A 21,302-nucleotide genomic window follows, 5' to 3' on the forward strand; every position below is an offset into this window, starting at 1 on the left:
GTCGAGGAGGGGTTGCGCCCAGAGTAGCGCGGCCCCTCCTCATTTTTTTCTGGAGACGAAATGACTCAGGCGCTTCCCATTATCCGCTACACCGGCCTCTCTGCATATGTGGAAGCCTATGCGAAGGACGATCATACTTTTCCGGTGATCTCTCTCTTCGGGGCGAAGAACGCGGTGCAGGCGATCGCGGCCGCCGTGGTCAGCCGGAAGGAGAAGATCTCTCTGACCGAGGGGACGATGCGGAAAGAGGTCTGGCTCTCTCAGGGGGAGTACCGCATTTTCGGAAAGACCCTCCCCTGTGGGGCGCACCATGCCATTGTCATCAATACCCAGGTCTTGCTGAAACATGCCTCCCTCCCCTCCTTTCTGATCGTCAGCCGGGTGGATGAAGAGAAGAAAATCGAGTCGATCTACTTCTCCTTTCTCGACCGGCTTCTCCCCCTTCCCCTCCTTCCGGGATGGGCCGACTGGCTCTGGAAAAGGGGAATGGAGAAAGAAGAGATCCGCCCCCTTCATGGGTACCGGCTGACCGTCCATGAATGCCATGTGGACCCGGAAGCGTTGAAGAAGGATCTCTCCCAGGCGATCAGAAAGAAGATTCTTTCTTTGGAGGATGACCGATATGAGACTTGCGGGCAGAGCCAAAGCAGGGTTTTATCCGACGCCGCCGTCGGTCGTTGAGCAGATCACCGGCTGGATCAAGGCGTCTCCTGAACCTATCGAACGACCCGGTCTTCTGAGGATCCTCGATCCCTGCTGCGGTCTTGGGGATCCGCTGGAGCGGATCGCGGCGCATACCGGCGCCGAATCATACGGCATCGAGCTCGACCGGAACCGGGCGGCGATCTCTCGGGAGAAACTCTCTTCCGTCCTCCGGGCCGACGCCCTGACCGCCCGCGTCTCCGCAGAATCCTTCTCGTTCCTCTTTCTCAATCCTCCCTACGATCAGGACGAGAGACGCCGCCTGGAGCACCAGTTTCTCGTCCATTCGACCCCCTGGCTGGTCCCGAGAGGACTTCTGGTCTACATCATCCCGCAAGGTCGCTATCCCACAGTCACGCTCCGGTATCTGGCAGCCTGGTATGAGGGGATCCGGCTCTTCCGCTTTCCCGATGAAGAGTATGGGCGGTTCAGGCAGACGGTTCTCTTTGCGGTGAAGAAGTCCCGGGCAGCGCCTGATCCGAGCCTGATGGAGGAAGTAAGGCAAAGAGCGCAGGGGGTGTTGCCTGCGCTTCCCCTGCCGGATGAGCCGGTCTATTCCCTCCCGGCTGTTTCCAAGGAAACCCGCTTTCTCTTCCGGTCGGGAGAGGTCGGTCCGGAAGAGGCCCTTCCCGAGATCGACCCTCACGGCGTCTGGCGGATGCCGGAGGTGGCCGAGAACCTGGAACCCGGAAAGAGCCGGGAGACCGTCCGTCCGCTGATGCCGCTTCGCCAGGGGCATCTCGCCCAGCTGATCGCGGCCGGTTTCATCAACAACCAGGTTCTGGAGAAAGATGGAAAGCGTCTTCTGATCAAAGGAAGAACGGTGAAGAGCGCCGTCAAGCTCCCCGCCGAAGATGAGAACACGGAGATCGAGCGGGACGTCATCCGGACGACCATCACGGCCCTGGATGAGAAGGGAAGATGGATCGAGATCGGAGAGGGAGAATGAAGAAGCTGACGCTCAGCCGGTTCCTTGAAAATTACAAGGAGGCGATCCGGGGCCATGTGATTGATCAGTTCCGGCCGCTCTACACCCCGGCAGACCGGAAGGAGTATGCCGACCGACTGTCCACGCTCAAGCGGAAACCCTTCGCCGCTCAGATCGATGCGATCGCGGGGTTAACGATGGCGCTCAGAAGGCAGCGGGCCGCCTTTCTGGTGGGGGAGATGGGGGTTGGGAAGACGGCGGTCTCTATCGCGGTCGCCTACCTGCTCGGCATGAAAAATGTCCTCGTCCTCTGCCCGCCGCACCTGGTTCAGAAATGGGAGAAGGAGATCAAGATGACCCTCCCCTGCTGCGAGGTCATCCAGGTCCGGTCCATCACCGGCCTCTGTAAGAGTTACCAGAATCCCGCCTCCAAACCCCGCTTCTTCATCCTCAGCCGGGAGCGGGCCAAACTCTCCTATCGGTGGAAGCCGGCGGTCCTTTCCCTGAAGAGAATCCTCCTGGTGGAGGAAGAAGGGAGGACGAAGCGGGCCGCTCTCTCCATCCTCGCCTGTCCCGCCTGCTTTGCCGAGGTAAAGGACCGGGATGGAATTCCGTTTTCCCTGGATCAACTCGGCAGACGGAAGGAGAAGTGTCTCTCCTGCGGCGGCCCCCTCTGGGAGGCGGACCGGACCGGGGTGCGCCGCTATGCCATCGCCGATTTCATCAAGCAGAAGATGAAGGGTTGCTTTGAACTATTTATTGCAGACGAACTGCACGAGCTGAAAGCGAAGGGAAGCGCCCAAGGTCTCGCGGCGGCGGCGCTGGCGGGGTCTGCAAAGAAAGTCCTGGCGCTCACGGGGACCCTCTTCGGAGGATATTCGACGACCCTTTTTCATCTTCTCTACCGCTTCACGCCGGAGGTGAAAAAGGCGTTCCGGCACAACGATGAAGGGCGATGGGCCTCCCGCTACGGGATCCTGGAGCGGATCACGAAGTTCGAGGAGGGTCACAGCGAAGATGGCGCCGTCAGCCGGAGACGACGCTATCACACGCGTGTGGTCGAGCGGCCCGGCATCTCCCCGGAGGTGATCTTCCACCTGATCGACAAGGGGGTCTTCCTCCGTTTAAGCGACCTTTCGGTTCGGCTTCCACTTTATCAGGAAGAAGTTCTTCTTTCGGAGATGGAGCCGGCGCAGAAGGAAGCCTACAAACGACTTGCCCTGGATCTGATCCAAGCGCTGAAGGAGCAGCTGGCCAGTGGGAACAAATCGCTCCTGGGGATCTACCTGCAGGCGCTCCTCTCCTACCCCGATCAACCCTTCCGGGGAGAGACTGTCATCGATAAAGAGACCGGCGAGATCGTCGCCCGCGCCCCCGCCCTGCCAGAGGAGATGATCTACCCCAAGGAGCATCGGCTGATCGATCTGGTCAGGAAAGAACTCTCTCAATGCCGGAAGGTCCTCTTGTACGTGACCCATACCGAGAGGCGGGATATTACGGGGCGACTGGAGCGGCTTCTTACAACTGAAGGCTTCTCCGTCTCTGTCCTCAAGAGCCACACGGTCTCACCGGAGCAGCGGGAGGGATGGATCGCGGAAAAACTCAGAGGGGGTCTTCAGGTCCTGATCAGCCAACCCCGAAATGTGAGCACCGGGTTGGATCTGATCGACTTTCCGACGATCCTCTTCTATGAACCGGAGTACAGCGTCTACACCCTGCGGCAGGCCGGAAGACGGTCGTGGCGGATCGGCCAGCATCATCCGGTGAAGGTCTATTTCATGGCCTATCAGGAGACCCTTCAGGAGAAGGGGCTGCGGCTGATCGCCGCGAAGGTCCGCTCGGCGCTTGCGGTGGAGGGGGAGCTGGTCGATGCGGGGCTTTCGAGTTTCCAGGAGGATCAGGACTTCTTCCTGCAGCTGGCCCGCTCCATCGTGGGAGAGGAAGAAGTTCCGGAGGGTGGATTTGAAGAGGGGATAGCCCATCCGCTCGATTGGGACCAGCCGTTCGACCCTGACGCGCTTCCGGAAGAGATGCAGGCGCCGATCCCCGTCGCCGCTGCCATGCCGGAACAGGATGGAACAGGGCATCAGAATGGAACGGGGATCAACGGAAATAGCATGAAGGTTACTCCATTGCCGTCTGAGGTTCCTGTCGCCCCGCCTGTTCCCTGCCTTGTTCCCGCGAGACAAGCCCCGCTCTTTACCGGCGTTGAAAATCCCGAGCAGCTTGCTCTGTTTTAAGCCAGATCTGAAGCGATTCTGGCGCGAATCGGGCGATATTCTATCCTCCCTTTTTTGTAATTTGAAGGAGACTTCTTTTCATGAAGAGCAAATGTGAGATGACCATGCGTGAAGCGGAATATCCATCTCTCTCCCACAACGCCCTGCGGGTTTTAGAGAAACGTTATCTGGCGCGGGATGAAGAGGGCAGGGTGACCGAGACCCCGGAGGCACTTTTCCGCAGGGTAGCGAGGACCATTGCGGAGGTAGACCGCCTCTACGGGGCAGATGAAGCGCAGGTTCTTGAAACAGCCACCCGGTTTGAAGCTCTGATGCGGAGTCTCCGGTTTCTCCCCAACAGCCCGACGCTGATGAATGCCGGCAAGCCGCATGCCCACCCGCAGTACAGCGCCTGCTTCGTGATTCCGATCGAAGACGACATGCGGTTTATCGGGAATGCGGTCACCGCCGCGATGCTCATTCACAAGACCGGCGGCGGAACCGGGTTCTCCTTCTCCCGTCTTCGGCCCAAAGGGGATCTGGTCCGAAGCTCCGGTGGGGTCGCCTCCGGGCCGGTCTCGTTCATGCGGATCTTCGATGCCGCCACCGAGCAGGTGAAACAGGGATCGACAAGAAGAGGGGCGAACATGGGGATCCTCCGGGTCGATCATCCCGACATCCTGGAGTTCATCCCCTGCAAATCGCAGGACGGCCAGATCAAGAACTTCAATATCTCCGTGGCCGTGACAGATCCCTTCATGGAGGCGCTGGAGCGGGGTGATGTCTATCCCCTGATCAATCCTCGCACAAAAGAGGCGGAGAAGACCCTTCCGGCCCGTCAGGTCTGGGACCTGATTTGCGAGAGTGCCTGGCGAAACGGCGATCCCGGACTTTTCTTCATCGACCGGGCCAACGCCGCCTGCCCCATCCGGCACATCGGGGAGATCGAGAGCACCAATCCCTGCGGTGAGGTCGAGCTTCACCCGTGGGATGCCTGCAACCTCGGCTCGATCAGCCTGGAGCGGCATCCGATCCGAGATTCCGGAACAGGGAGATCCGGGATCGACTGGCTGGCGCTCCGGGAGACGGTCCATACCGCCGTCCATTTTCTCGATAATGTCATCGACGCCAACGACCATCCTCTTCCCGAAATTAACGAGATGACCCGGAAGAGCCGCCGGATCGGGCTCGGCGTCATGGGTTTTGCCCGGATGCTCTTTTCCCTGGAGATCCCCTATGACAGCGAGGCGGGGTTGGAGATGGCAGCGGAGGTGATCGGTTTCATCCAATCCGAGGGCTGGAAGGCGTCGGAGGCGCTGGCCGAGAAGCGGGGTGTCTATCCTGCCTGGAAAGGAAGCCGGCATGAGATCGAAGGAAAGCGTGTGAGAAACGCCTACGTCACCTGCATCGCCCCGACCGGGACGATCTCGATGATCGCCGACACCTCCGGAGGGTGCGAGCCGGAGTTCTCGCTGGTCTGGCACAAACATGTGCTCGATGGGGAAGATCTTCCTTATGTCTGCGATCCCTTTGTGAAGATCGCAAAAGAGGAAGGGTGGTGGGATGAGGCCCTGATGGAGAAGATCCAAGCCAACCACGGCTCCTGCCGGGCGGTCAGCGGGGTTCCTGAAAAGTGGCAGAAGGTCTTCGCCACGGCCCACGACATCAGTCCGGAGTGGCATGTCCGGATGCAGGCGGCCTTTCAGCGCTTCACCGATGCGGCCGTCAGCAAGACGATCAACCTCCCGGCGGAGGCGACGGTGGACGACGTAAAGCAAGCCTATCTGCTGGCCTACAAGCTCGGCTGCAAAGGAATCACAGTCTACCGGGATGGGAGTCGGGCCGGGCAGGTCCTCAATGTCGGCATCGCTGAGTCAAAAGGGAGTGGTTTCAATTCGGATTCTTCCGACCCGTCTGACGCCGGTCCGATCTTTAAGCGGGGAGAACTGTTAGAGCTTCCCGACATCGTAGAGGAGAAGCGGGTCCGCGTCCGGACCCATGACGGGAACGCCTACATCCACATCGGCTTTCTGAATGGAAGACCGGCGGAGATCTTCGCCCATCCGGCCCTGGGAAAGTATCAGGGATTCATCGCCCTCGCCTGCCGGCTCGCCTCCACCATCTTGCGGCTCGGCGGGAGCATGGAGCAGGTGCTGGAGCAGTTCTACAAGGCCCATCGGGAGTATGGGGATGTCTCGACCCCGATTCTCGCCTTGATGAAGGGGATTCAGCAGGGGATGGCGCACGCGGGAGATCCGGTCACGGTTTCGGACCGATGCCCGGAGTGCGGAGGATCGATGCGGCTGCAGGAAGGGTGTATGAACTGTACTGCCTGCGGTTTCAGCCGGTGTTGAGGAGGAAAAAGATGAAGATCGAATTTCCTGAAGAGCCGGTGTGGGAGCCGCTTCAGGCCGTGGTCGGCTCCAGATGCCGTGAATTCATGTTTATGGGACAGATCGCTTTAGAGTCGGGGACGATTTTCTCGTACAAACATATCTGGACGCGGCGCTACCTCGATTTGGACCGGGAGGGCCGGGCTTACCGGTATACAGGAGAGGTGTACGTATCCACCGACCTGGAGGAGGCGATCAGGTATGTCTTCGGATGAAGAAGAGGGAGGCGAGAGGATGAACTGGCGCATCGACGTCCAGCATTTTGCCTCCCTCTTCCGGGGACATCCGGATGCCTTCGGCCTGATGCAGGACGGGAAGATCGCTGCCGTGCGCTGCCCGGTCTCTCTGCTCCACTACCGGCATCATCTGGAGGGGAAAATCCGGCTCGGGATCTATCCGCTTCTTTCGAATGGGCGGACTTTATTTCTGGCCCTCGATTTCGATGGGCCCGGCTCCCGGGAGTCCGCGTGGCGGGTCCTCCATTTCGCACGGCATTTTCATCTCCCTTTCGTTTGGGAGGTGAGCAAATCCGGAGACGCCCATCTCTGGCTCTTCTTTTCCGGGCCGGTCTCATCCCGCGATGCCCGGCGGGTCGCCCGGATGCTGCTGGAAGAGTCGGAGGCCCGGGCGGAGATCTTCCCAAAGCAGGACGAAGTGCCAGAGGGCGGGCTGGGAAACTTCATCTGGCTCCCCCTTTCCGGCGAGTCGGTGGGGAAAGGGAGGACCCTCTTTATCGATCCCGAGAGTCTGGATCCTTATCCCGATCAGAACAGTTTCCTTTCAGGAGTTCGGAAGGTCTCCGAAGAGGATCTCGCCCGGCTGGTGGATATGAATGGCCTGAACGCTACGGATCACAGAGCCGATCGCGAATGTGGCCAGGCCAGGACCTATCCCGGCCATCTCCTCCCTTGTGCTCAAAAGATGCTGGAGGGGGTTTCGGAGGGGTGCCGCGACGTGGTTGCCTTTCGCCTCGCGATTCACCTCAAATCGCATGGCTATACCTGGGAAAGGGCAAAGGAACTTCTTCAGGACTGGAACGCGACACGAAACAGGCCGCCGTTATCCTCGGGAGAGGTCGCGGCAAAGGTTCAGTCGGCCTATCTTCGTGGCTACAGCGGCTATGGGTGTGAGGACCCGCTGATCGTCCCGTTCTGTGAGGAGAGCTGCCCGGTAAAACAGAAAACGCTTGCGGTTCAGTTCGTAGCGGAGGAGGGTTGTCGATGAGGTATGCCAAGAGAAAAACCGAAAACGGGAAAGAGACCGATCACGCGCTGACCTGCCCCCATTGCGGTTCCGGCGGAGACGAAAAGACCGTCGGCCTGTACTGGGATTCGGATGAGCGCTGCTGGCGGTGCGTCATCTGCGGCTTTCGGATGTATGAGCATGCGGCGCGGCCGAGGACGCAGGCCGAGATCGTTGCGGAGAGCCTATGGGATCAGGTGTTCGACGCCCTGGACGAGGGCAGGGAGCGAATCGGCATGCCGGAAGGGGTTCACGCCGACCAAATTCATTGAAAAAAAATCTGCACTTTCACTGTACTCGTTCCCGTCGCGCGAAGTTTCATATCAGGTGCGGGGGGCAAGGGGCCGAAGAAACATTGGATTAGAAAGCCTTTGTCGTATGCTGCTTGCTGTGCAGCGAGGCTGCGCTCCATTTCGGCGGGGAGCTTCATCGTAAGCAGGAAGGATCCGGGATGTCCTATTGGGACTCCAGGGTGATCAGAAAGCGTCATTCTGACTCAAATGGGGCAACGTATCAGATCCATGAAGTCTATTACGCTGATAACGGCAGTGTTGAGCATTGGACAGAGGATTCTGTCCAACCATTTGGAGAGACGGCTGAAGAGCTGCGGGAAGAGATCAGGCTTTTTCTTCGGGTGTTTCGGCGTCCGATTCTTGAGTGGAAGGAAGTAGGCGGCAAAGAGGCGTTGATACCGGATGAGGATGATTCCCCGATCAATGAGGGCCATTACTTTGAGTTTATGGATCGTGCTTCTGTGGCTGTGGATTACGCCTATCAATTTTTAGGGAGCCATCCCCTTTTTTGTTTTTGGTGGGGCGTGCAGCATGGATCGGGGAGTGGAGTTCTTCTCCGGCGAAACGTTTCAGATTACGCTCGAATGTCAGACCCGATGATCTTTCTCCATGTTAAGGAAATGTCATGACAACCAATCGAGGCGGCCAAGCCCCTCGGTTCGATCGGACCGATTCTCGGTGAAGGATAAAAAGCCTCGGATGACCGACCCTTTTGAACAAGTGGATCTTGAGCGTTCCTGTTCAGTCCCTTCGGAAGTTTGGTCCCGTGAGCTTGATGCAGAGTTCGCATCGGCGGTGGACCCGGAGCTTCTTGAAGATCTCCCGCAGATGATCTCGGACCGTCTGCGCGCAGATGCAGAATCGCTCGGCCATCTGGCGGTTGGAAGCCCCCTGCACCGCCAGCAGCGCGATCTGCTGTTGCCGTAAACTGAGGCCGGCTCGGATCAGCCGGGAGCGGATCGATCGAAGATCCCCTTTTTCCGGCAGCGGCTCCAGCAGCAGGCTCTTCTCCTTTTTACCGCGGCGGAGCGCCCGGACCCGCCAGGTTCCCCGCTCGGAGCGGAAGAGGATCGACTTTCGCCCCCGTCTCGGAACGGGGATCTCCTCCGGAGCCCTTCCGTTGAGGATCCGTTTCGCCTCCCGGTTCATGAAAGAGGGCGCTCCGTCCGGTCCGAACGCGACCACCCCGATTCGTCCTGCGGCGAGGGCCTCAATGATCTTCAAAAGCATCCGATGGTCCCTGATTCCGGAAGACATGCTTCAACTCTCTCTCGATCTGTGTCCGTTCTCAGTCTGAACATCGGCGGAGCGCAGGGCCGGCGATCTGCTACCCTCACGAGTATATCTTTGGGAAATCATTCTGTCAAAAAAATCCTACAGTTGTGGGATTGACAAGGGATAATTATTCAGAGTAGTATTCGTTCCCGTTGCGCTGTATCCCATCAAGGTGTTCCGTCGGAACAGGATGCCGGTGATCGCTTCCTACAGAGAATGTAATGCTCCATGTTTGCAATCAATCAATCAATCAATCAATCAATCCTAAGTTCCGCTTTCATCGTATTGGTCTCCGCAAAGTAACACACTTCCGTCGGTTGTCCAAGGTCTGGATAATCCTTCTATCTCCATCCGAGATTCCAAGGCGATCTCCCTTGGCGCTTACTAAGGTGATATTCCCCGATCCGCGTCACCAAGCAAAATCTTGCTTTTTTGCCAATCTTTTTTCTCGATCTGTTACCGCCGTGTTACCAACGGTGTGGTATAAGCCTGCGGAGCATACGAAAGAGGGGATTTCGATCGACGGCCGTGAATTACAACATGCCTCTCACCCGTCGCCGGGGGGAGGATTGCAAGGAAGGTTTCGATGTTCATGAACCGGATCTGTGGGGAGAAGAAGCTGAGATTCATCGGGTTTATTATATTTGTATTCACCACCTTGGGACTGGCCGGCTGCGGCGGGGGAGGCGGAGAGAGCAATAACCCGGGGCCGGATCAGATCTCTGTCCCCGACACCACCCCCGACACCACCGCTCCGGCGGTTTCTTCCACCGCTCCGGCGGCGGGGGCGACGGGGGTCGCGGTGAATACGACGGTCCAAGCCACCTTCAGCGAGGCGGTCGATCCGGCGACGATCACCACGGCGACCTTCACCCTGACGCAGGGGACAATATCCGGCGCGGGGACGGTGATCTATCCCGGAAACATCGACACGGACAACAGCGGCTCCCAGTATGCCTGGGGAGAAAATGTCGGCTGGATCAACTTCAAGCCCTCTTATGGTCCTGGGGTCACGGTCACTGCCTCTTCAGTGACCGGCTATGCCTGGGGGGAGAACGTGAGATGGATCCATTTGGACCCCACGAACGGCGGTGTGATCAACGACGGCGCGGGGCATCTCTCCGGATATGCCTGGGGGGAGAACGTCGGGTGGATCAACTTCGCCCCGGCCGGCGGAGGGGTTTCGATCAACGCCACCACCGGGGCCTTTAGCGGCAAGGCGTGGGGAGAGAATATCGGCTGGATCAGCTTTGATCTTACCGGATCTATTGCTCCCTATGCGGCAGAGACGTCGTGGAGGAGCGATTCCCCTCCGAATCAGGCCCCTATCACCCTGACGCAGGGGACAACATCCGTCGCGGGGACGGTCAGCCTCAGCGCCGATGGGAAGAGCGCCACCTTCACCCCATCGGAGAGCCTCGCCTTCTCCACGGACTATACGGCGACGATCACCACCGGGGTGAAAGATGCAGCGGGCAATCCCCTTGCGGCCGAGCATCTCTGGATCTTCACCACGGGGGATGCTCCACCCGCTCCCCTCCCTCCCCCCGACAGCACCGCTCCGGCGACGCCGACCGGGTTAAGCCTCTTACCCCCCTCTCCTGCGAACGACAACTTCCCGAAGGTGCTCGGATCGGCTGAAGCCGGCTCGACGGTGAAGCTCTATACCGATGCAACCTGCGCCTCTGCGGTGGCGGCCACGGGGAGCGCGGCGGAGTTTGCCTCGCCGGGGCTGACAATAACTGTTGCCGACAACGCAACGACCACCTTCCATGCCACCGCTACCGACGCCGCAGGCAACAGATCTCCTTGTTCAGCGGGTATCACCTATGTAGAGGACAGCGCCGCCCCGGCCAACACCACCGCTGCAAACTTCATCAACGTCGGTCTTGAGTTTACCTCATCGACGGCCGTGAATCTCTCTATCTCGGCGACAGATAATATCGGAGTGACCGGCTACTACGCTTCGGAAAGCGCAACCGCTCCATCACCGACGGCGGCGGGGTGGACGGCAGTTGGACCGACGACATCGTTTCCCTCGACCACTGTTTCTTTTACATTAAGCGGCGGAGACGGCGCAAAGACGGTGCATGTCTGGTTTAAGGATGCGGCGGGGAATATCTCTCTGGCGGTTTCCGACTCTCTTACACTCGACACCACCCGGCCGACGGTCCTCTCCACCGCTCCTGTGGCCGGGGCGACATCGGCGGCGGTCAATACATCGGTCAGCGCCACCTTCAGCGAGGCGGTCGATCCGGCGACGATCAACACATCGACCTTCACCCTGAAGACCGCCGCAGGGAGCCCGGCGGCGGGGACGGTTGCCCTCAACCCGGACGGGAAAACCGCCACCTTCACGCCGTCGGCGTCTCTGGCTTTCTCCACAACCTATACCGCGACGATCACCACCGGCGTGAAGGATTTAGCGGGCAACCCCCTGGCGGCCGATTTTGTCTGGAATTTCACCACGGAAGCGGCCGTCATCGGCGTCATCGAGCGGGTCTCGGTGGCGACCGACGGCACTCAGGGGAACGGGTTGATCTCGGCGCCGCCATCGATCAGCGCCGATGGCCGGTATGTCGCCTTCCAATCCCAGGCAAGCAACTTGGTAGCGGGGGATACCAATCTTGCCGCGGACGTTTTCGTTCGGGACACCTGTTTGGGTGCGCCGGTAGGATGCGTCCCCTCCACCATTCGGGCCTCGGTGGCGACCGACGGCACCCAGGCGAATACTTCGTCCTTACCGCCCGTTATGAGTGCGAACGGCAGGTATGTCGCCTTTGAGTCCGGCGCAAGCACCCTGGTGCCGACAGATGCTGACGGTGGGGCGCAAGATGTTTTTGTTCGGGACACCTGTATCGGCGCTCCGGCGGGCTGTACCCCGTTCACCTTCATTGCAACCGACGGCAACCCCGAGCGAGGCATCAACTCTTCGATCAGCCCAGACGGCCGGTATGTCGGTTTTGATCGTCTCGGAATTCATCTTCGAGACACCTGCCTGGGGGCGGTGGACGGGTGTACTCCGTCCACAGTCCTCGTTCAGGCTGGAGCGGCTGGAGCGGGTGGTAGAGCCTCGATCAGCGCCGGGGGCCGGTATGTCGCCTTTAACTCGTTTTCTCAGATTTCTGTTCGAGATACCTGTATAGGGGCGCCGGCGGGATGTACTCCATCAACCACGCCGGTCTCAGTCGCCCCCGACGGCACCGCGGGTAATGCTGGTTCTCAAGCGCACTCCATTAGCTCTGACGGCCGTTATGTTGCCTTTGCATCCGGCGCGAGCAACCTGGTGGACGGAGATACCAATTTAAGTTTAACTGACATCTTTGTTCGAGACACCTGTTTTGGGGCGCCTCCGGGGTGTGTTCCGTCCACCATCCTCGTATCGGTGTCGACTGACGGCATTCAGGGGAACAGCTTCAGTGAGTATCCCTCGATCAGCGCCGGTGGCCGTTATGTCGCCTTTGATTCCGGCGCGAACAATCTAGTGGCCGGAGATACCAGCGCGCGGGATGTTTTCGTTCGAGACACCTGTTTGGGGGCGCCGGCGGGGTGTGTTCCGTCAACGGTTCGAGTGAATGTTACAAGCAACGGCACCCAAGACAACTGCGGGGCCGCTGGGTTGCCCTCGATCAGCGCCGATGGCCGGTATGTTGCCTTCAGTTCATGTGGAACCAACTTGGTGACCGGGGATACAAACAATTTCTTTGATGTCTTTCTTGCTGCGACCGGCTTCCCGGCGGAATGAGGAGGGAGCGGCGGGAGGTATAGGCGGGGAGGTCCGCTCGCGGTTCGTGCGTAATGGGGTCCCTTTACCCCCCCCTTCCGGCTGATCTGGCAGATCGGATCGGGGCGGTCGCCTCCATCGCGGGGAATCGCTACCGGGTTCGAAGGATCCCGCTCAAAGCCGAGCGCTACGGCGCGCCGCTGGTCCTACTCCTGATCGAGAAGATAGGTCCAAGGAAGTGTTGCCATTTCCGCGGTCCGGCTTTTTTGTTTGTGGAAGGGTTTTAGGAGAATATCCCTCGGGAATTTGTCCCGGAGGAAAGGAATAGGCAACACAAAAACAGAAGACCAAAAATAAGAGGAGGAAAAGACAATGAGAGGGGAGAAGTGCAAATGGCAATGGTTATTTGCAGCGGCACTTTCCGTAGCGATGTCTGGTACCCCGGCATTTGCAGGCGACCTGAATCCGAGCGCTGCCCCTGGGCCGACGATGAGACCCCTGAGCGAGCTTTCACAACCGTGGGATCAGACCCTTCCCGCATCGGAGCGGTTCAAGCTGGTGATGGGGGGCGCGGCGGTGCTCGACAAGGAGACGGGGCTTGTGTGGGAGAGGTCGCCGGACATAACAGAGCATCCTTGGAATTGGGATGGGGCTAGTAGTGCCCCTCATGTATGTGTAACGAAGACGACAGGAACTCGTGGTGGTTGGAGGCTCCCATCAATTCAGGAGCTGCAAAGCCTGTATCCACTTGGTAGTGGCCATCCATTCCAAAATGTACAGCTTAAGGGATACTGGTCGGCCACTACAGACATAGGTTGGACGACGAGCGCGTGGGTATCGAGTCCGAGTCCTAGCGGGGTGGCGTGGGGCATCTATGATAAGAACGCTAAATTCTATGTATGGTGTGTGCGAGGCGGATCAGGCCTGGATGCTCAGTGATTTGTCAAGCCGTTTCGTCTGAAGGCGGTCCGGTCTGAGCGGGAGCGCCGCCTTTGAGGGATATTCCGGTGACGAAGGAAAAAGATCCATCTTCTGAAACGCAAATGAAGGTACTTCAGGGGATCGTGCAGCATTTGAACACGCATTGCGAGCGCAATCCCCGCCGCTCTGCGGCGGGGTTCTTCAAAGGATCCCCGTTCCTGCTCTCGATCATGCTGATCGTGGCGATCCTTGGCTGGATATCGGAAGCGGGTCAGCTATGATAAAGGGTGGCGTTCCTGCCTTTCTGCGATCATCCATTCTGTCGATCTTCCTTACGGCTGGGTTTCTGGGGAACGCTTGCCCGCCGAGCACCGTTTACTACTATTTCTCTCAGTGGGTCAAGACAGGGGTCTTTAAAAAGTTGTGGCAGGAGGCCCAGAGCGTCGATTAGGCACATCTGGTAATAACGGCATCAGCCGTCACGAATACAATCAGGTTTCATGTACGATTCACCGCTCCCTTCTCGCGCAGAGGTAAAATGGACCGGCGTTACATCTTATTCATTGATCTTGGCCCCGATTCATGCCTCGATCAAAATCTCTTGCAGATTCAAAAAACAATCGGAGAGGCCCTTCCTCTTCAGAAGATACTTCTTGAGACCATCAACAGCATCATCCCCTCTCGGCCTCTCTCCTATACACCCGATCTGATCCTTTTCCGACCCTGCTCTACAATCCTTCTTGAAGAGGCGCTCAACCGCTTGAGGGAGAGATGGGGGCCGATTCCCATCGTCGGTCTGGTCTGTTCAAAATGGGTTGCTTTACACGAGCTCTATTCGATTCTCATTAACCGGCTCGATGATTTTCTCTCCTGCCCATGCAGGGAGATCGATCTGATTCTCCGCCTTCGGCGCCTTCTCTGTCGGAATAGAAAGAGCGCCGAAGAAACAAAAGGAGATCCTCGCCTTGAATCATTGGTGGGAGAGGAGCGATGCTTCGTTGAAGTGGTAGAGAAGATCCCGCTTTTAGCCCGATCCGATGCCGCCGTCTTGATTTCGGGAGAGACCGGAACCGGCAAGGAGCTTTTCGCGCGGGCGATCCACTATCAAGGCCCTCGACGAGGAAAGCCGTTTATTCCGGTCAACTGCGGGGCGCTGCCCGATCATCTCTTTGAAAATGAACTCTTCGGCCATGCAAAAGGGGCCTTTACCGACGCATCGCAAGAGGCGGCGGGGCTGATCGCCGAAGCCGAGGGGGGAACCCTCTTTTTGGATGAGATCGACGCGATCAGCCCTTCGGCTCAGGTCAAGCTCCTTCGTTTCCTGCAGGACCGGGCGTATCGTCCTCTTGGCGCCGCCAAAAGCAGGGTGGCCGACGTCCGGATCATCGCCGCGAGCAATGCGAACTTAACGGAATTGGTGGAGGGCAAGCTCTTTCGACAAGATCTTTATTACCGCCTCCATGTCCTCTCCCTCACCGCTCCCCCCCTCCGAGAGCGGAGCGGCGACATCCCGCTTCTGGCCGCTCATTTTCTGGCGAAATATGCGAACCAGTATGAAAAACCGGCGTCTTATCTTTCCCATCGTGCCCTTCAAAAATTGCTTGCCTATCCCTGGCCGGGGAATGTCCGGGAATTGGAGGGGGTGTTGCAAAAAGCGGTTGTTCTTGGCTCCTCCCCGCTGCTTCAGCCGGAAGCGATCCATCTTCCGGAGCCTCCCCGGCGGGAAGCGTCGGGAGGGGACTCCCTTCAAGCGGTCAAGACCCGGGCCATTGCCTCCGTTGAGCGGGCCTACCTGAGCGACCTTCTGACAAGACATCAAGGAAATATCACACAAGCGGCAAAGGGGGCCGGGAAGAAGCGCCAGGTGCTTCAGCGGCTTCTTCGAAAATATGGACTGGAGCGCCAGACCTTCCAGAAAACGCTCTGATCTGAATAGAGGCGGTTGGACTGCAACCGAGAAGTTGCACAGGTGCCATATTTCTGTTGCAGTTGTGATCCTGTTGTTTTTCAAAGGAATTCCAGGAATTTTCCCCAATAGTGGTGCAACCAAAAAGTTGCATCACTGGTCTAGCTTAATAGGAAAACACATGATAATTCAAAGAGATATGCAACTCTTCCTTTTGGCATCCGATTTGCTAATCCCCTGTAGGATTTCTCGGAGCCGGTCTTTACCTTGAATCAAGATGACACTGGCAGCCGTCAAGTGATCATCCGGGATCTTTTTCGCTACCTGGTCGCGAATCCGGATGCCAAGGATACGATCGAAGGCGTCCTGCAGTGGTGGCTTCTGAAAGGTGGCACGGCTTTGGGGGTGAGGGAGGTTCAGGAGGCGGTCGATTTCCTGGTTTCAAAAGAGTGGTTGATCGAAAGGGAGGCGACTCCTTCCAAAAAGATCTACGGGATGAACAAGAGCCGCATCAAAGAGATCAGGGCATTTATTGATGAGTTTGAGGACTAACCTAAAAAGCGATATGGCTGAAAGGATTGGGGATGAGACACCCGGCGGGAATCTTCCTTCTGGAAATGAGAGGATCGGTGAGGACGGAAAACCTTACCAAAATACGATGGAACATCCAACGGATAAAGTGAAACGGCCAAGGCCACGGCAAAGTCAGATTTTGAAATTGTAGCCAGAGACCGGATTGGCAGCCGGGGGGCGATTCAGGATGACTGCGCGGAGAGAAGAAGGCAGCAGATCCCTCTTGGAGAAATTAAGAGCAGGGGTGTTGACAGAAAAAGAGGAGGGGATGCGCCAGGGGAAAAGAGGAGGCGTGAGGCCGTTTTAGGCGTTCCTCCCGACGGCGCCAGGGTGAAGCTCCGCATCGACCCCGGCCGCTCCGACTACGAAGTGACGGCGGAAGTGGTCCGGAGAGGGAATGGGAAGGACGGGAAGGGTGTCGGGGTCTGTTTTGTGTGAGAGAGGGGCCAGATACGGATTGCGGGTATCGCCGCGAGTTTTCCGAGTCGAGTTGTAACCAACGAAGAAGTGTTGGCCTTGATTACCCGGCGCAGCCAAGGAACCTTTCAGGGCGATTTCAGGCGGACCGCCAGACGGATTCTGCACCTTCTCAACTATTCCGGGATCGAATGTCGCCGATGGCTCGCTCCGGGCGAGTCGCCCATCCGATTGCTCTCCGAGGCGGTGGCAAGGGCCGAGGCGGGCTGTGGGCCTTCGGAGATCGATCTGCTCGTCTACGTCGGCGGCGGGTTCCGGGATCCCGGCAATGCCTAGATGATCGCCCATGCGCTCGGTCGTGCTTCGACGTCCGGGACGCCTGCATGAGATGGTCTCGCGCCCTGCAACTTGTCTATAACCTTTTCAGGGGCGGCCGGGCGTACCGGCAAGCTCTCATCGTGAACGCCGAGTGCAATATGTTCATTCATTTTGAGGTCATAACCTACAGGCCCAAGACAATTCTGGAAGAACCAATTTAAGTTCAAGGAGGTAACTGCAATGCAAAAGGCTATTGTCTGTAGCATGGACGAAGAATTCTTGAGATGTGGGACAGAGTTTTCGGATAGGTTTGTCTCTTCCTATTACTTCGTCCCCTTATCCATAACCTTTGATGATAGCGAGACCCCTATTTTACCGGAATATAAGAAAAGGCGGTTCCCAATGATGCACCTACGGGACCCACTTTGGTTCGACAGGGTAAAGGATATCGCTGAAAAACATGCGATTCTACTGCCGGACTTGCTGAAAAAAAATGAAATAACACTACCGCCAATTGGTCCCGGCCCTGACGCCGGCCTTGGTATTGCTAACCGGCCTGAAATTCGCTACGTCGCGAAAGATAAAATTAAAGACCATGTTAAAGATGTTAAAGATTTCGCTGTCCTGCTGAAAAGCAGGGTCTCTGAAAGCGATCGAGGGATGGTCGATCTAATCGAAAGAAAATTGACAGAACTCAATGCTGCAGTCGAAGCGGCCCCTGAGATGTATAGCACACCAACAGAGAGCGTAAGCATGGCGATCAGTGCCGCAGTGGCTGGTACAATGACACCCTCCGCCGGTTCGAACCAGGCTCAACAACTTGATTTTTTCCTCAATGCAATTAAATCAGATGTGGGCTATGTTTTTTTTGACAGGACACGTATTAGACCGAAAGGTTTTACAGTAGGCGAGCATGTCTATACCCTAAGCTTGGCACCCGGAGAAGAAGTCGTCTTGGAACAAAAGACCTTCTCGAAGAGGTCGACGACTTTTGAAGAACAAACCGAGCAAGAAAAACAATTTGATCTTGAATTATCAAGTACATTAACAAACGAAATCCAAGAAGGCTTTGAACGACAAACAAGTCTAACCGATGCGAGAGGATTCCAAGTAGGCGGGTCGGTCGGCGCGCAAGTAGAGGTGGTGAAAATAGATGCTAACGCTTCTCACTCTCGCAATATCACTGAAGCCGATAGCCAGACAAAGTCACGTTCGATCAAACAGAGTCAAACTGCAAGTTCGAAAACCGCTTCGAAATACCGGACGCAACACAAAGTAACATTTAAACTCTCAACAGAGGAAGGCTTTGAATCCACCGCTAAGAGAGTGATAAGGAACCCAAACAAATATACCGCAGTTGATCTGCATTACTTCAAAATCCTGCGAGTGCTTGAGGTGTCTCAGGAACGATACGGGGTTAGGCTTTGTTGGGCGCCGTACATCCAAGACCCTGCCTTTGATTTTATAAAAAGGATTAGAGATGGAAGAAGCAAAATCATACAGGATTCACAAAACAATATTCAGCTCCCACCGGAGCCGACACAGCCTGCGGGAAGAACCGTACCAAATCTAACTGAGTTTGGATCAGTGCATGTTGATAAATGGGATTGGTGGGATGGTAGCACCCCTGACTCTCCTGCCGATCGTAGCTACAAAATTAGGATAGACGTGCCGACAAACTACAAGTGGAATAGTGATATCAATACTGTTAAGAACAGCATAAGATTGGACACCGCCATGCAAAGAACCGCCTTCGCTGAGCCGGACGGCGATCCCTATCTTAGCGGCAATGAAGTAATAATTCCGGTTAAAGTAACCGTCAGTAGCAGGCCGCTGTGGGCATATTTGTCGCTGAACTTGATGGCGGTAGCGTTAGCATTTGTGAATCCCCCGGCAGGGGCAGTAGCAGTCGCAGCAATGTGGGCAGCTCACTTAGTATCTAATCAGGTGGCAGAACAGGATAAAAAGGCCATGAATGAGTTTTCGCCTGTTTATGTTCAAGCTCAGGTCCGGTTTGAACCGGATCCGGCCACCCATCCTGACTTGCAGGCATATAAAGCTGACTTAGATGAATGGAAAATAGAGCACGATAAGTGGAAAGGAGATAAAGACACTCTACTTAAAGACGCACATGAAAAGGGAGTAGAAGCTGCTAATGATTGGGAACAAGAAACTCTGAAACAGCACAACCCCATTGCAGAGATGATGAATATCATCATTAACAAGTACTTCACACCCAGCGTACGCGACGAGGGCTGGGAAATCGACATGTGGCAGAAACTGTTTGACTGGGATGCAGCTTCATATGTGCTTTATCCAAGCTGGTGGTCGGGTCCTACGCTCCGCGATTCCACTAAGGAACCAGCAGATTTCTTTAATGCCAGTTGGGCGAGATTATATCTGCCTATCAAAATGGGTAAAATAGGGGGGACAAGCGTAGAGCGTATTGCCTTAAGGTGGATATTCGATAAGGTTACAAATGGTAACCTTATCGACCCAAATAAGGAAAAGACATTCACGAATATTGAAACGGAGCTCGCTAATTACCGTAAGAGTTATTTCGGGGATGATCAGGAAACTAATATTGTATCCAGTACAGGGGAAGAGTGCCCTGAGCTCAAAGAGAAATATACCTGTCTCGCCCATTGGACAGAGTTGATGCCAACAGATGGGACGCACATTGAAGTGATTCAAAGCATGACCAGCGCTGCGGATCAATTCAGCAAGAATGAGGTTGATGATGCCAACGCCCTCCGAAATGCCATGATCGAAAGCGAAAGGCAAGATGTTGAACTGAAGAAGAAAGCCCTAACTCAAGTAACGCAGCCAGCAAATGTAGAGGTGAGGATCAATACCGACAAAGAGGACTAATGATGTCAGCAGTTAGTTTGGCTCCGCTACAAAAGAAGAAACCATACCTACCGCCGCCACCGTACTATTATCCTACCCCAACCAAATTCAAGGCTACGCTGACGAAATTAAAAGAGAACTTGAGGTCCAAGCTGCTCGCTCGTTTTCCACCTCCGGAAAAGAAATCCCGACCGTATCACGATACCGAGAGAACCCTGCTAACTTCCATGGACAACATGGAAGCAATGATTACAACGTACCTGGAGGTTAAGCCTGTGGAGCCGGTGCTGGTAGGAATGACGATTTTCCCTACATTGTCTGGTTCGGTAGGCCGGCGGAAGCCCACATTTAAGAGCAGCGCGGTGGGAGATTTCTACGTTCAAGTCGCCCCCCTGGTCCAGAGAGTTGAGACTGACCTTGCCCCAGAAGCCTTTCCGGTCGATGATTGGCAACAATTCTTGCCGAAATTTGAAGAGCATATGGCTTGGGTTAAAATCGTCCGATTGTGCATCGTCATAACGATGGTAAATGCCTTAGACTACAAAAGTATATGGGGAAAAAAAGATGGAGATGCTGGCTGGTCTCTTTCTGAGAGGGCAAAGGACTGTGCTGCTTTTATTTTGAAGTTAGAGGCTTATAATGAGATAAGTATTCACCTTTTGAACGAAGATACCTTCTTGGAAGATTTGGGTTTGAGGAACAGTGTTCAAACTTACATACAGGCTATTGAGAGCCTGATTCGTGAAGTAAATATTTGGCAAAACTGGTGCAAGCTTAAAGTCTGTTCCGTTGGGGAACTTGGCGAAACTTATCCCTGGGAATTTAAACCTATTCCGCGAGATCTATTTTCGGCGGGCGATCTAGTTTCTGCACCTTTTCCAGTTGAGATGTATGCACGGGATGGCGCGATAATCAAAGCAGCGAAAGTGAAAAAGTTGTGGGACAACCTTATTGAGAGGGGGGTAGTATCAAACGACTTTCAATTCTGTATCACTGCAGGGACGCTTAAACATGGAGGAGCCCATCCGCCACACATTGAACACAGGAATGGTTCAATGTTCGACTTTGACCTGAAAAATCTTCCAAATTTGGTGGGAAGAGAGGGGCCTGCAACTCTCGTCGTTACCATGGGACAGCACGTTGAAGAGGAGCCAATAGGAGTTGTGTTAGAACTTGAATACTCTCTGGGAGATCGCCTCTTTGACTGGGATTTTCCTCCGCACAAAAGGTATGAGGAGTTTTATAACGTAGCTAAGAAATTCACCAAGTGTATTTATCTGACCTTCCCAACTTCTGTCCTTTATGCCTCTGAGAAAATAACAGTACAGGCTAAGAAGGAATTATTAATACGCATAGACGAATTACTTGCAACTACGATAGATAAAGCAAACATTGCAGATCTCAGTGCCATTAGAGAAGCTATTAAAAAGATCAACCCAACACCGTGGAAGGGAAAGCCAAAGGAAAAACAGGACAAAATGAGATTACAACATAGGCACCATTGGCATGTTAATTATTCTCCAGACACGTTCGGTGAGTAA

18 protein-coding genes are annotated in these 21,302 nt (G+C 55.8%); 17 read left to right on the forward strand and 1 reads right to left on the reverse strand.

What is annotated here, in order from left to right; genetic code table 11:
• Positions 1 to 60 precede the first annotated feature (60 nt).
• The 8 genes from MNODULE_RS19345 to MNODULE_RS19380 all read left to right on the forward strand — a co-directional run bounded on the left by MNODULE_RS19345 (position 61) and on the right by MNODULE_RS19380 (position 8,406).
• Complete coding sequence (locus tag MNODULE_RS19345; protein ID WP_168062816.1) at positions 61 to 681, forward strand: hypothetical protein; 621 nt, start codon at positions 61 to 63, stop codon at positions 679 to 681.
• Positions 623 to 1,651: a DUF6094 domain-containing protein gene (locus MNODULE_RS19350; RefSeq protein ID WP_168062817.1), complete on the forward strand. Its 1,029-nt coding sequence runs from the start codon at positions 623 to 625 to the stop codon at positions 1,649 to 1,651. Before MNODULE_RS19345 ends, MNODULE_RS19350 begins: the two co-directional genes overlap by 59 nt.
• A complete protein-coding gene (locus MNODULE_RS19355; protein WP_168062818.1) occupies positions 1,648 to 3,870 on the forward strand; it encodes a DEAD/DEAH box helicase family protein in 2,223 nt (740 codons plus the stop codon). Before MNODULE_RS19350 ends, MNODULE_RS19355 begins: the two co-directional genes overlap by 4 nt.
• Before the next feature lie 80 nt (positions 3,871 to 3,950).
• Positions 3,951 to 6,203 carry an adenosylcobalamin-dependent ribonucleoside-diphosphate reductase gene (locus MNODULE_RS19360; RefSeq protein WP_168062819.1) on the forward strand — a complete coding sequence of 751 codons (2,253 nt, stop codon included), beginning with the start codon at positions 3,951 to 3,953 and terminating at the stop codon, positions 6,201 to 6,203.
• 11 nt (positions 6,204 to 6,214) lie between these two features.
• Entirely contained in the window at positions 6,215 to 6,457 is a 243-nt protein-coding gene (locus MNODULE_RS19365) for a hypothetical protein (RefSeq protein WP_168062820.1), read from the forward strand.
• Positions 6,444 to 7,466: a TOTE conflict system archaeo-eukaryotic primase domain-containing protein gene (locus MNODULE_RS19370; RefSeq protein ID WP_168062821.1), complete on the forward strand. Its 1,023-nt coding sequence runs from the start codon at positions 6,444 to 6,446 to the stop codon at positions 7,464 to 7,466. Before MNODULE_RS19365 ends, MNODULE_RS19370 begins: the two co-directional genes overlap by 14 nt.
• The gene (locus MNODULE_RS19375; protein WP_168062822.1) at positions 7,463 to 7,756 is read left to right on the forward strand and encodes a hypothetical protein; all 294 of its coding nucleotides are present in this window, start codon (positions 7,463 to 7,465) and stop codon (positions 7,754 to 7,756) included. Before MNODULE_RS19370 ends, MNODULE_RS19375 begins: the two co-directional genes overlap by 4 nt.
• A 179-nt stretch (positions 7,757 to 7,935) precedes the next feature.
• Positions 7,936 to 8,406 carry a hypothetical protein gene (locus MNODULE_RS19380; RefSeq protein WP_168062823.1) on the forward strand — a complete coding sequence of 157 codons (471 nt, stop codon included), beginning with the start codon at positions 7,936 to 7,938 and terminating at the stop codon, positions 8,404 to 8,406.
• A 112-nt stretch (positions 8,407 to 8,518) separates the two neighbouring features.
• Here MNODULE_RS19380 and MNODULE_RS19385 read toward each other — a convergent pair whose 3' ends face one another.
• The gene (locus MNODULE_RS19385; RefSeq protein ID WP_168062824.1) at positions 8,519 to 9,007 is read right to left on the reverse strand and encodes a helix-turn-helix transcriptional regulator; all 489 of its coding nucleotides are present in this window, start codon (positions 9,005 to 9,007) and stop codon (positions 8,519 to 8,521) included.
• Positions 9,008 to 9,644: 637 nt separating this feature from the next.
• On the opposite strand from MNODULE_RS19385, the gene MNODULE_RS19390 reads away from it, so the two are divergent.
• From MNODULE_RS19390 to MNODULE_RS19430, 9 genes are all read left to right on the forward strand, one after another.
• Complete coding sequence (locus MNODULE_RS19390; RefSeq protein WP_168062825.1) at positions 9,645 to 12,797, forward strand: Ig-like domain-containing domain; 3,153 nt, start codon at positions 9,645 to 9,647, stop codon at positions 12,795 to 12,797.
• Positions 12,798 to 12,850: 53 nt separating this feature from the next.
• Positions 12,851 to 13,063, forward strand: a complete 213-nt coding sequence (locus tag MNODULE_RS19395) for a hypothetical protein (protein WP_168062826.1) — start codon at positions 12,851 to 12,853, stop codon at positions 13,061 to 13,063.
• Positions 13,064 to 13,376: 313 nt separating this feature from the next.
• A complete protein-coding gene (locus tag MNODULE_RS25530) occupies positions 13,377 to 13,715 on the forward strand; it encodes an Lcl C-terminal domain-containing protein (RefSeq protein ID WP_422666765.1) in 339 nt (112 codons plus the stop codon).
• A gap of 68 nt (positions 13,716 to 13,783) precedes the next feature.
• Positions 13,784 to 13,978, forward strand: a complete 195-nt coding sequence (locus MNODULE_RS19405; RefSeq protein ID WP_168062828.1) for a hypothetical protein — start codon at positions 13,784 to 13,786, stop codon at positions 13,976 to 13,978.
• 257 nt (positions 13,979 to 14,235) lie between these two features.
• Entirely contained in the window at positions 14,236 to 15,624 is a 1,389-nt protein-coding gene (locus tag MNODULE_RS19410; RefSeq protein WP_168062829.1) for a sigma-54 interaction domain-containing protein, read from the forward strand.
• A gap of 246 nt (positions 15,625 to 15,870) precedes the next feature.
• Positions 15,871 to 16,155 carry a hypothetical protein gene (locus tag MNODULE_RS19415; protein WP_168062830.1) on the forward strand — a complete coding sequence of 95 codons (285 nt, stop codon included), beginning with the start codon at positions 15,871 to 15,873 and terminating at the stop codon, positions 16,153 to 16,155.
• Between the two features lie 531 nt (positions 16,156 to 16,686).
• Positions 16,687 to 16,929, forward strand: coding sequence for a hypothetical protein (locus MNODULE_RS19420; RefSeq protein WP_168062831.1), 243 nt, complete (start codon positions 16,687 to 16,689; stop codon positions 16,927 to 16,929).
• Between the two features lie 222 nt (positions 16,930 to 17,151).
• Positions 17,152 to 19,782: a hypothetical protein gene (locus MNODULE_RS19425; protein WP_168062832.1), complete on the forward strand. Its 2,631-nt coding sequence runs from the start codon at positions 17,152 to 17,154 to the stop codon at positions 19,780 to 19,782.
• Positions 19,782 to 21,302 (forward strand): hypothetical protein, encoded by a 1,521-nt coding sequence (locus tag MNODULE_RS19430; RefSeq protein WP_168062833.1) that lies wholly within the window; start codon positions 19,782 to 19,784, stop codon positions 21,300 to 21,302. The genes MNODULE_RS19425 and MNODULE_RS19430 overlap by 1 nt, the downstream gene beginning before the upstream one ends.

The sequence above is a fragment of the Candidatus Manganitrophus noduliformans genome (genome assembly GCF_012184425.1).
Classification (GTDB): Bacteria; Nitrospirota; Nitrospiria; order SBBL01; family Manganitrophaceae; genus Manganitrophus; species Manganitrophus noduliformans.

What these genes read in the sequence shown, in the direction of transcription:
- MNODULE_RS19345 (WP_168062816.1), top strand. Translation starts at nt 61, where the DNA reads ATGACTCAGGCGCTTCCCATTATCCGCTACACCGGCCTCTCTGCATAT.
- MNODULE_RS19350 (WP_168062817.1), top strand. Translation starts at nt 623, where the DNA reads ATGAGACTTGCGGGCAGAGCCAAAGCAGGGTTTTATCCGACGCCGCCG.
- MNODULE_RS19355 (WP_168062818.1), top strand. Translation starts at nt 1,648, where the DNA reads ATGAAGAAGCTGACGCTCAGCCGGTTCCTTGAAAATTACAAGGAGGCG.
- MNODULE_RS19360 (WP_168062819.1), top strand. Translation starts at nt 3,951, where the DNA reads ATGAAGAGCAAATGTGAGATGACCATGCGTGAAGCGGAATATCCATCT.
- MNODULE_RS19365 (WP_168062820.1), top strand. Translation starts at nt 6,215, where the DNA reads ATGAAGATCGAATTTCCTGAAGAGCCGGTGTGGGAGCCGCTTCAGGCC.
- MNODULE_RS19370 (WP_168062821.1), top strand. Translation starts at nt 6,444, where the DNA reads ATGTCTTCGGATGAAGAAGAGGGAGGCGAGAGGATGAACTGGCGCATC.
- MNODULE_RS19375 (WP_168062822.1), top strand. Translation starts at nt 7,463, where the DNA reads ATGAGGTATGCCAAGAGAAAAACCGAAAACGGGAAAGAGACCGATCAC.
- MNODULE_RS19380 (WP_168062823.1), top strand. Translation starts at nt 7,936, where the DNA reads ATGTCCTATTGGGACTCCAGGGTGATCAGAAAGCGTCATTCTGACTCA.
- MNODULE_RS19385 (WP_168062824.1), bottom strand. Translation starts at nt 9,007, where the DNA reads ATGCTTTTGAAGATCATTGAGGCCCTCGCCGCAGGACGAATCGGGGTG.
- MNODULE_RS19390 (WP_168062825.1), top strand. Translation starts at nt 9,645, where the DNA reads ATGAACCGGATCTGTGGGGAGAAGAAGCTGAGATTCATCGGGTTTATT.
- MNODULE_RS19395 (WP_168062826.1), top strand. Translation starts at nt 12,851, where the DNA reads ATGGGGTCCCTTTACCCCCCCCTTCCGGCTGATCTGGCAGATCGGATC.
- MNODULE_RS19410 (WP_168062829.1), top strand. Translation starts at nt 14,236, where the DNA reads ATGGACCGGCGTTACATCTTATTCATTGATCTTGGCCCCGATTCATGC.
- MNODULE_RS19425 (WP_168062832.1), top strand. Translation starts at nt 17,152, where the DNA reads ATGCAAAAGGCTATTGTCTGTAGCATGGACGAAGAATTCTTGAGATGT.
- MNODULE_RS19430 (WP_168062833.1), top strand. Translation starts at nt 19,782, where the DNA reads ATGATGTCAGCAGTTAGTTTGGCTCCGCTACAAAAGAAGAAACCATAC.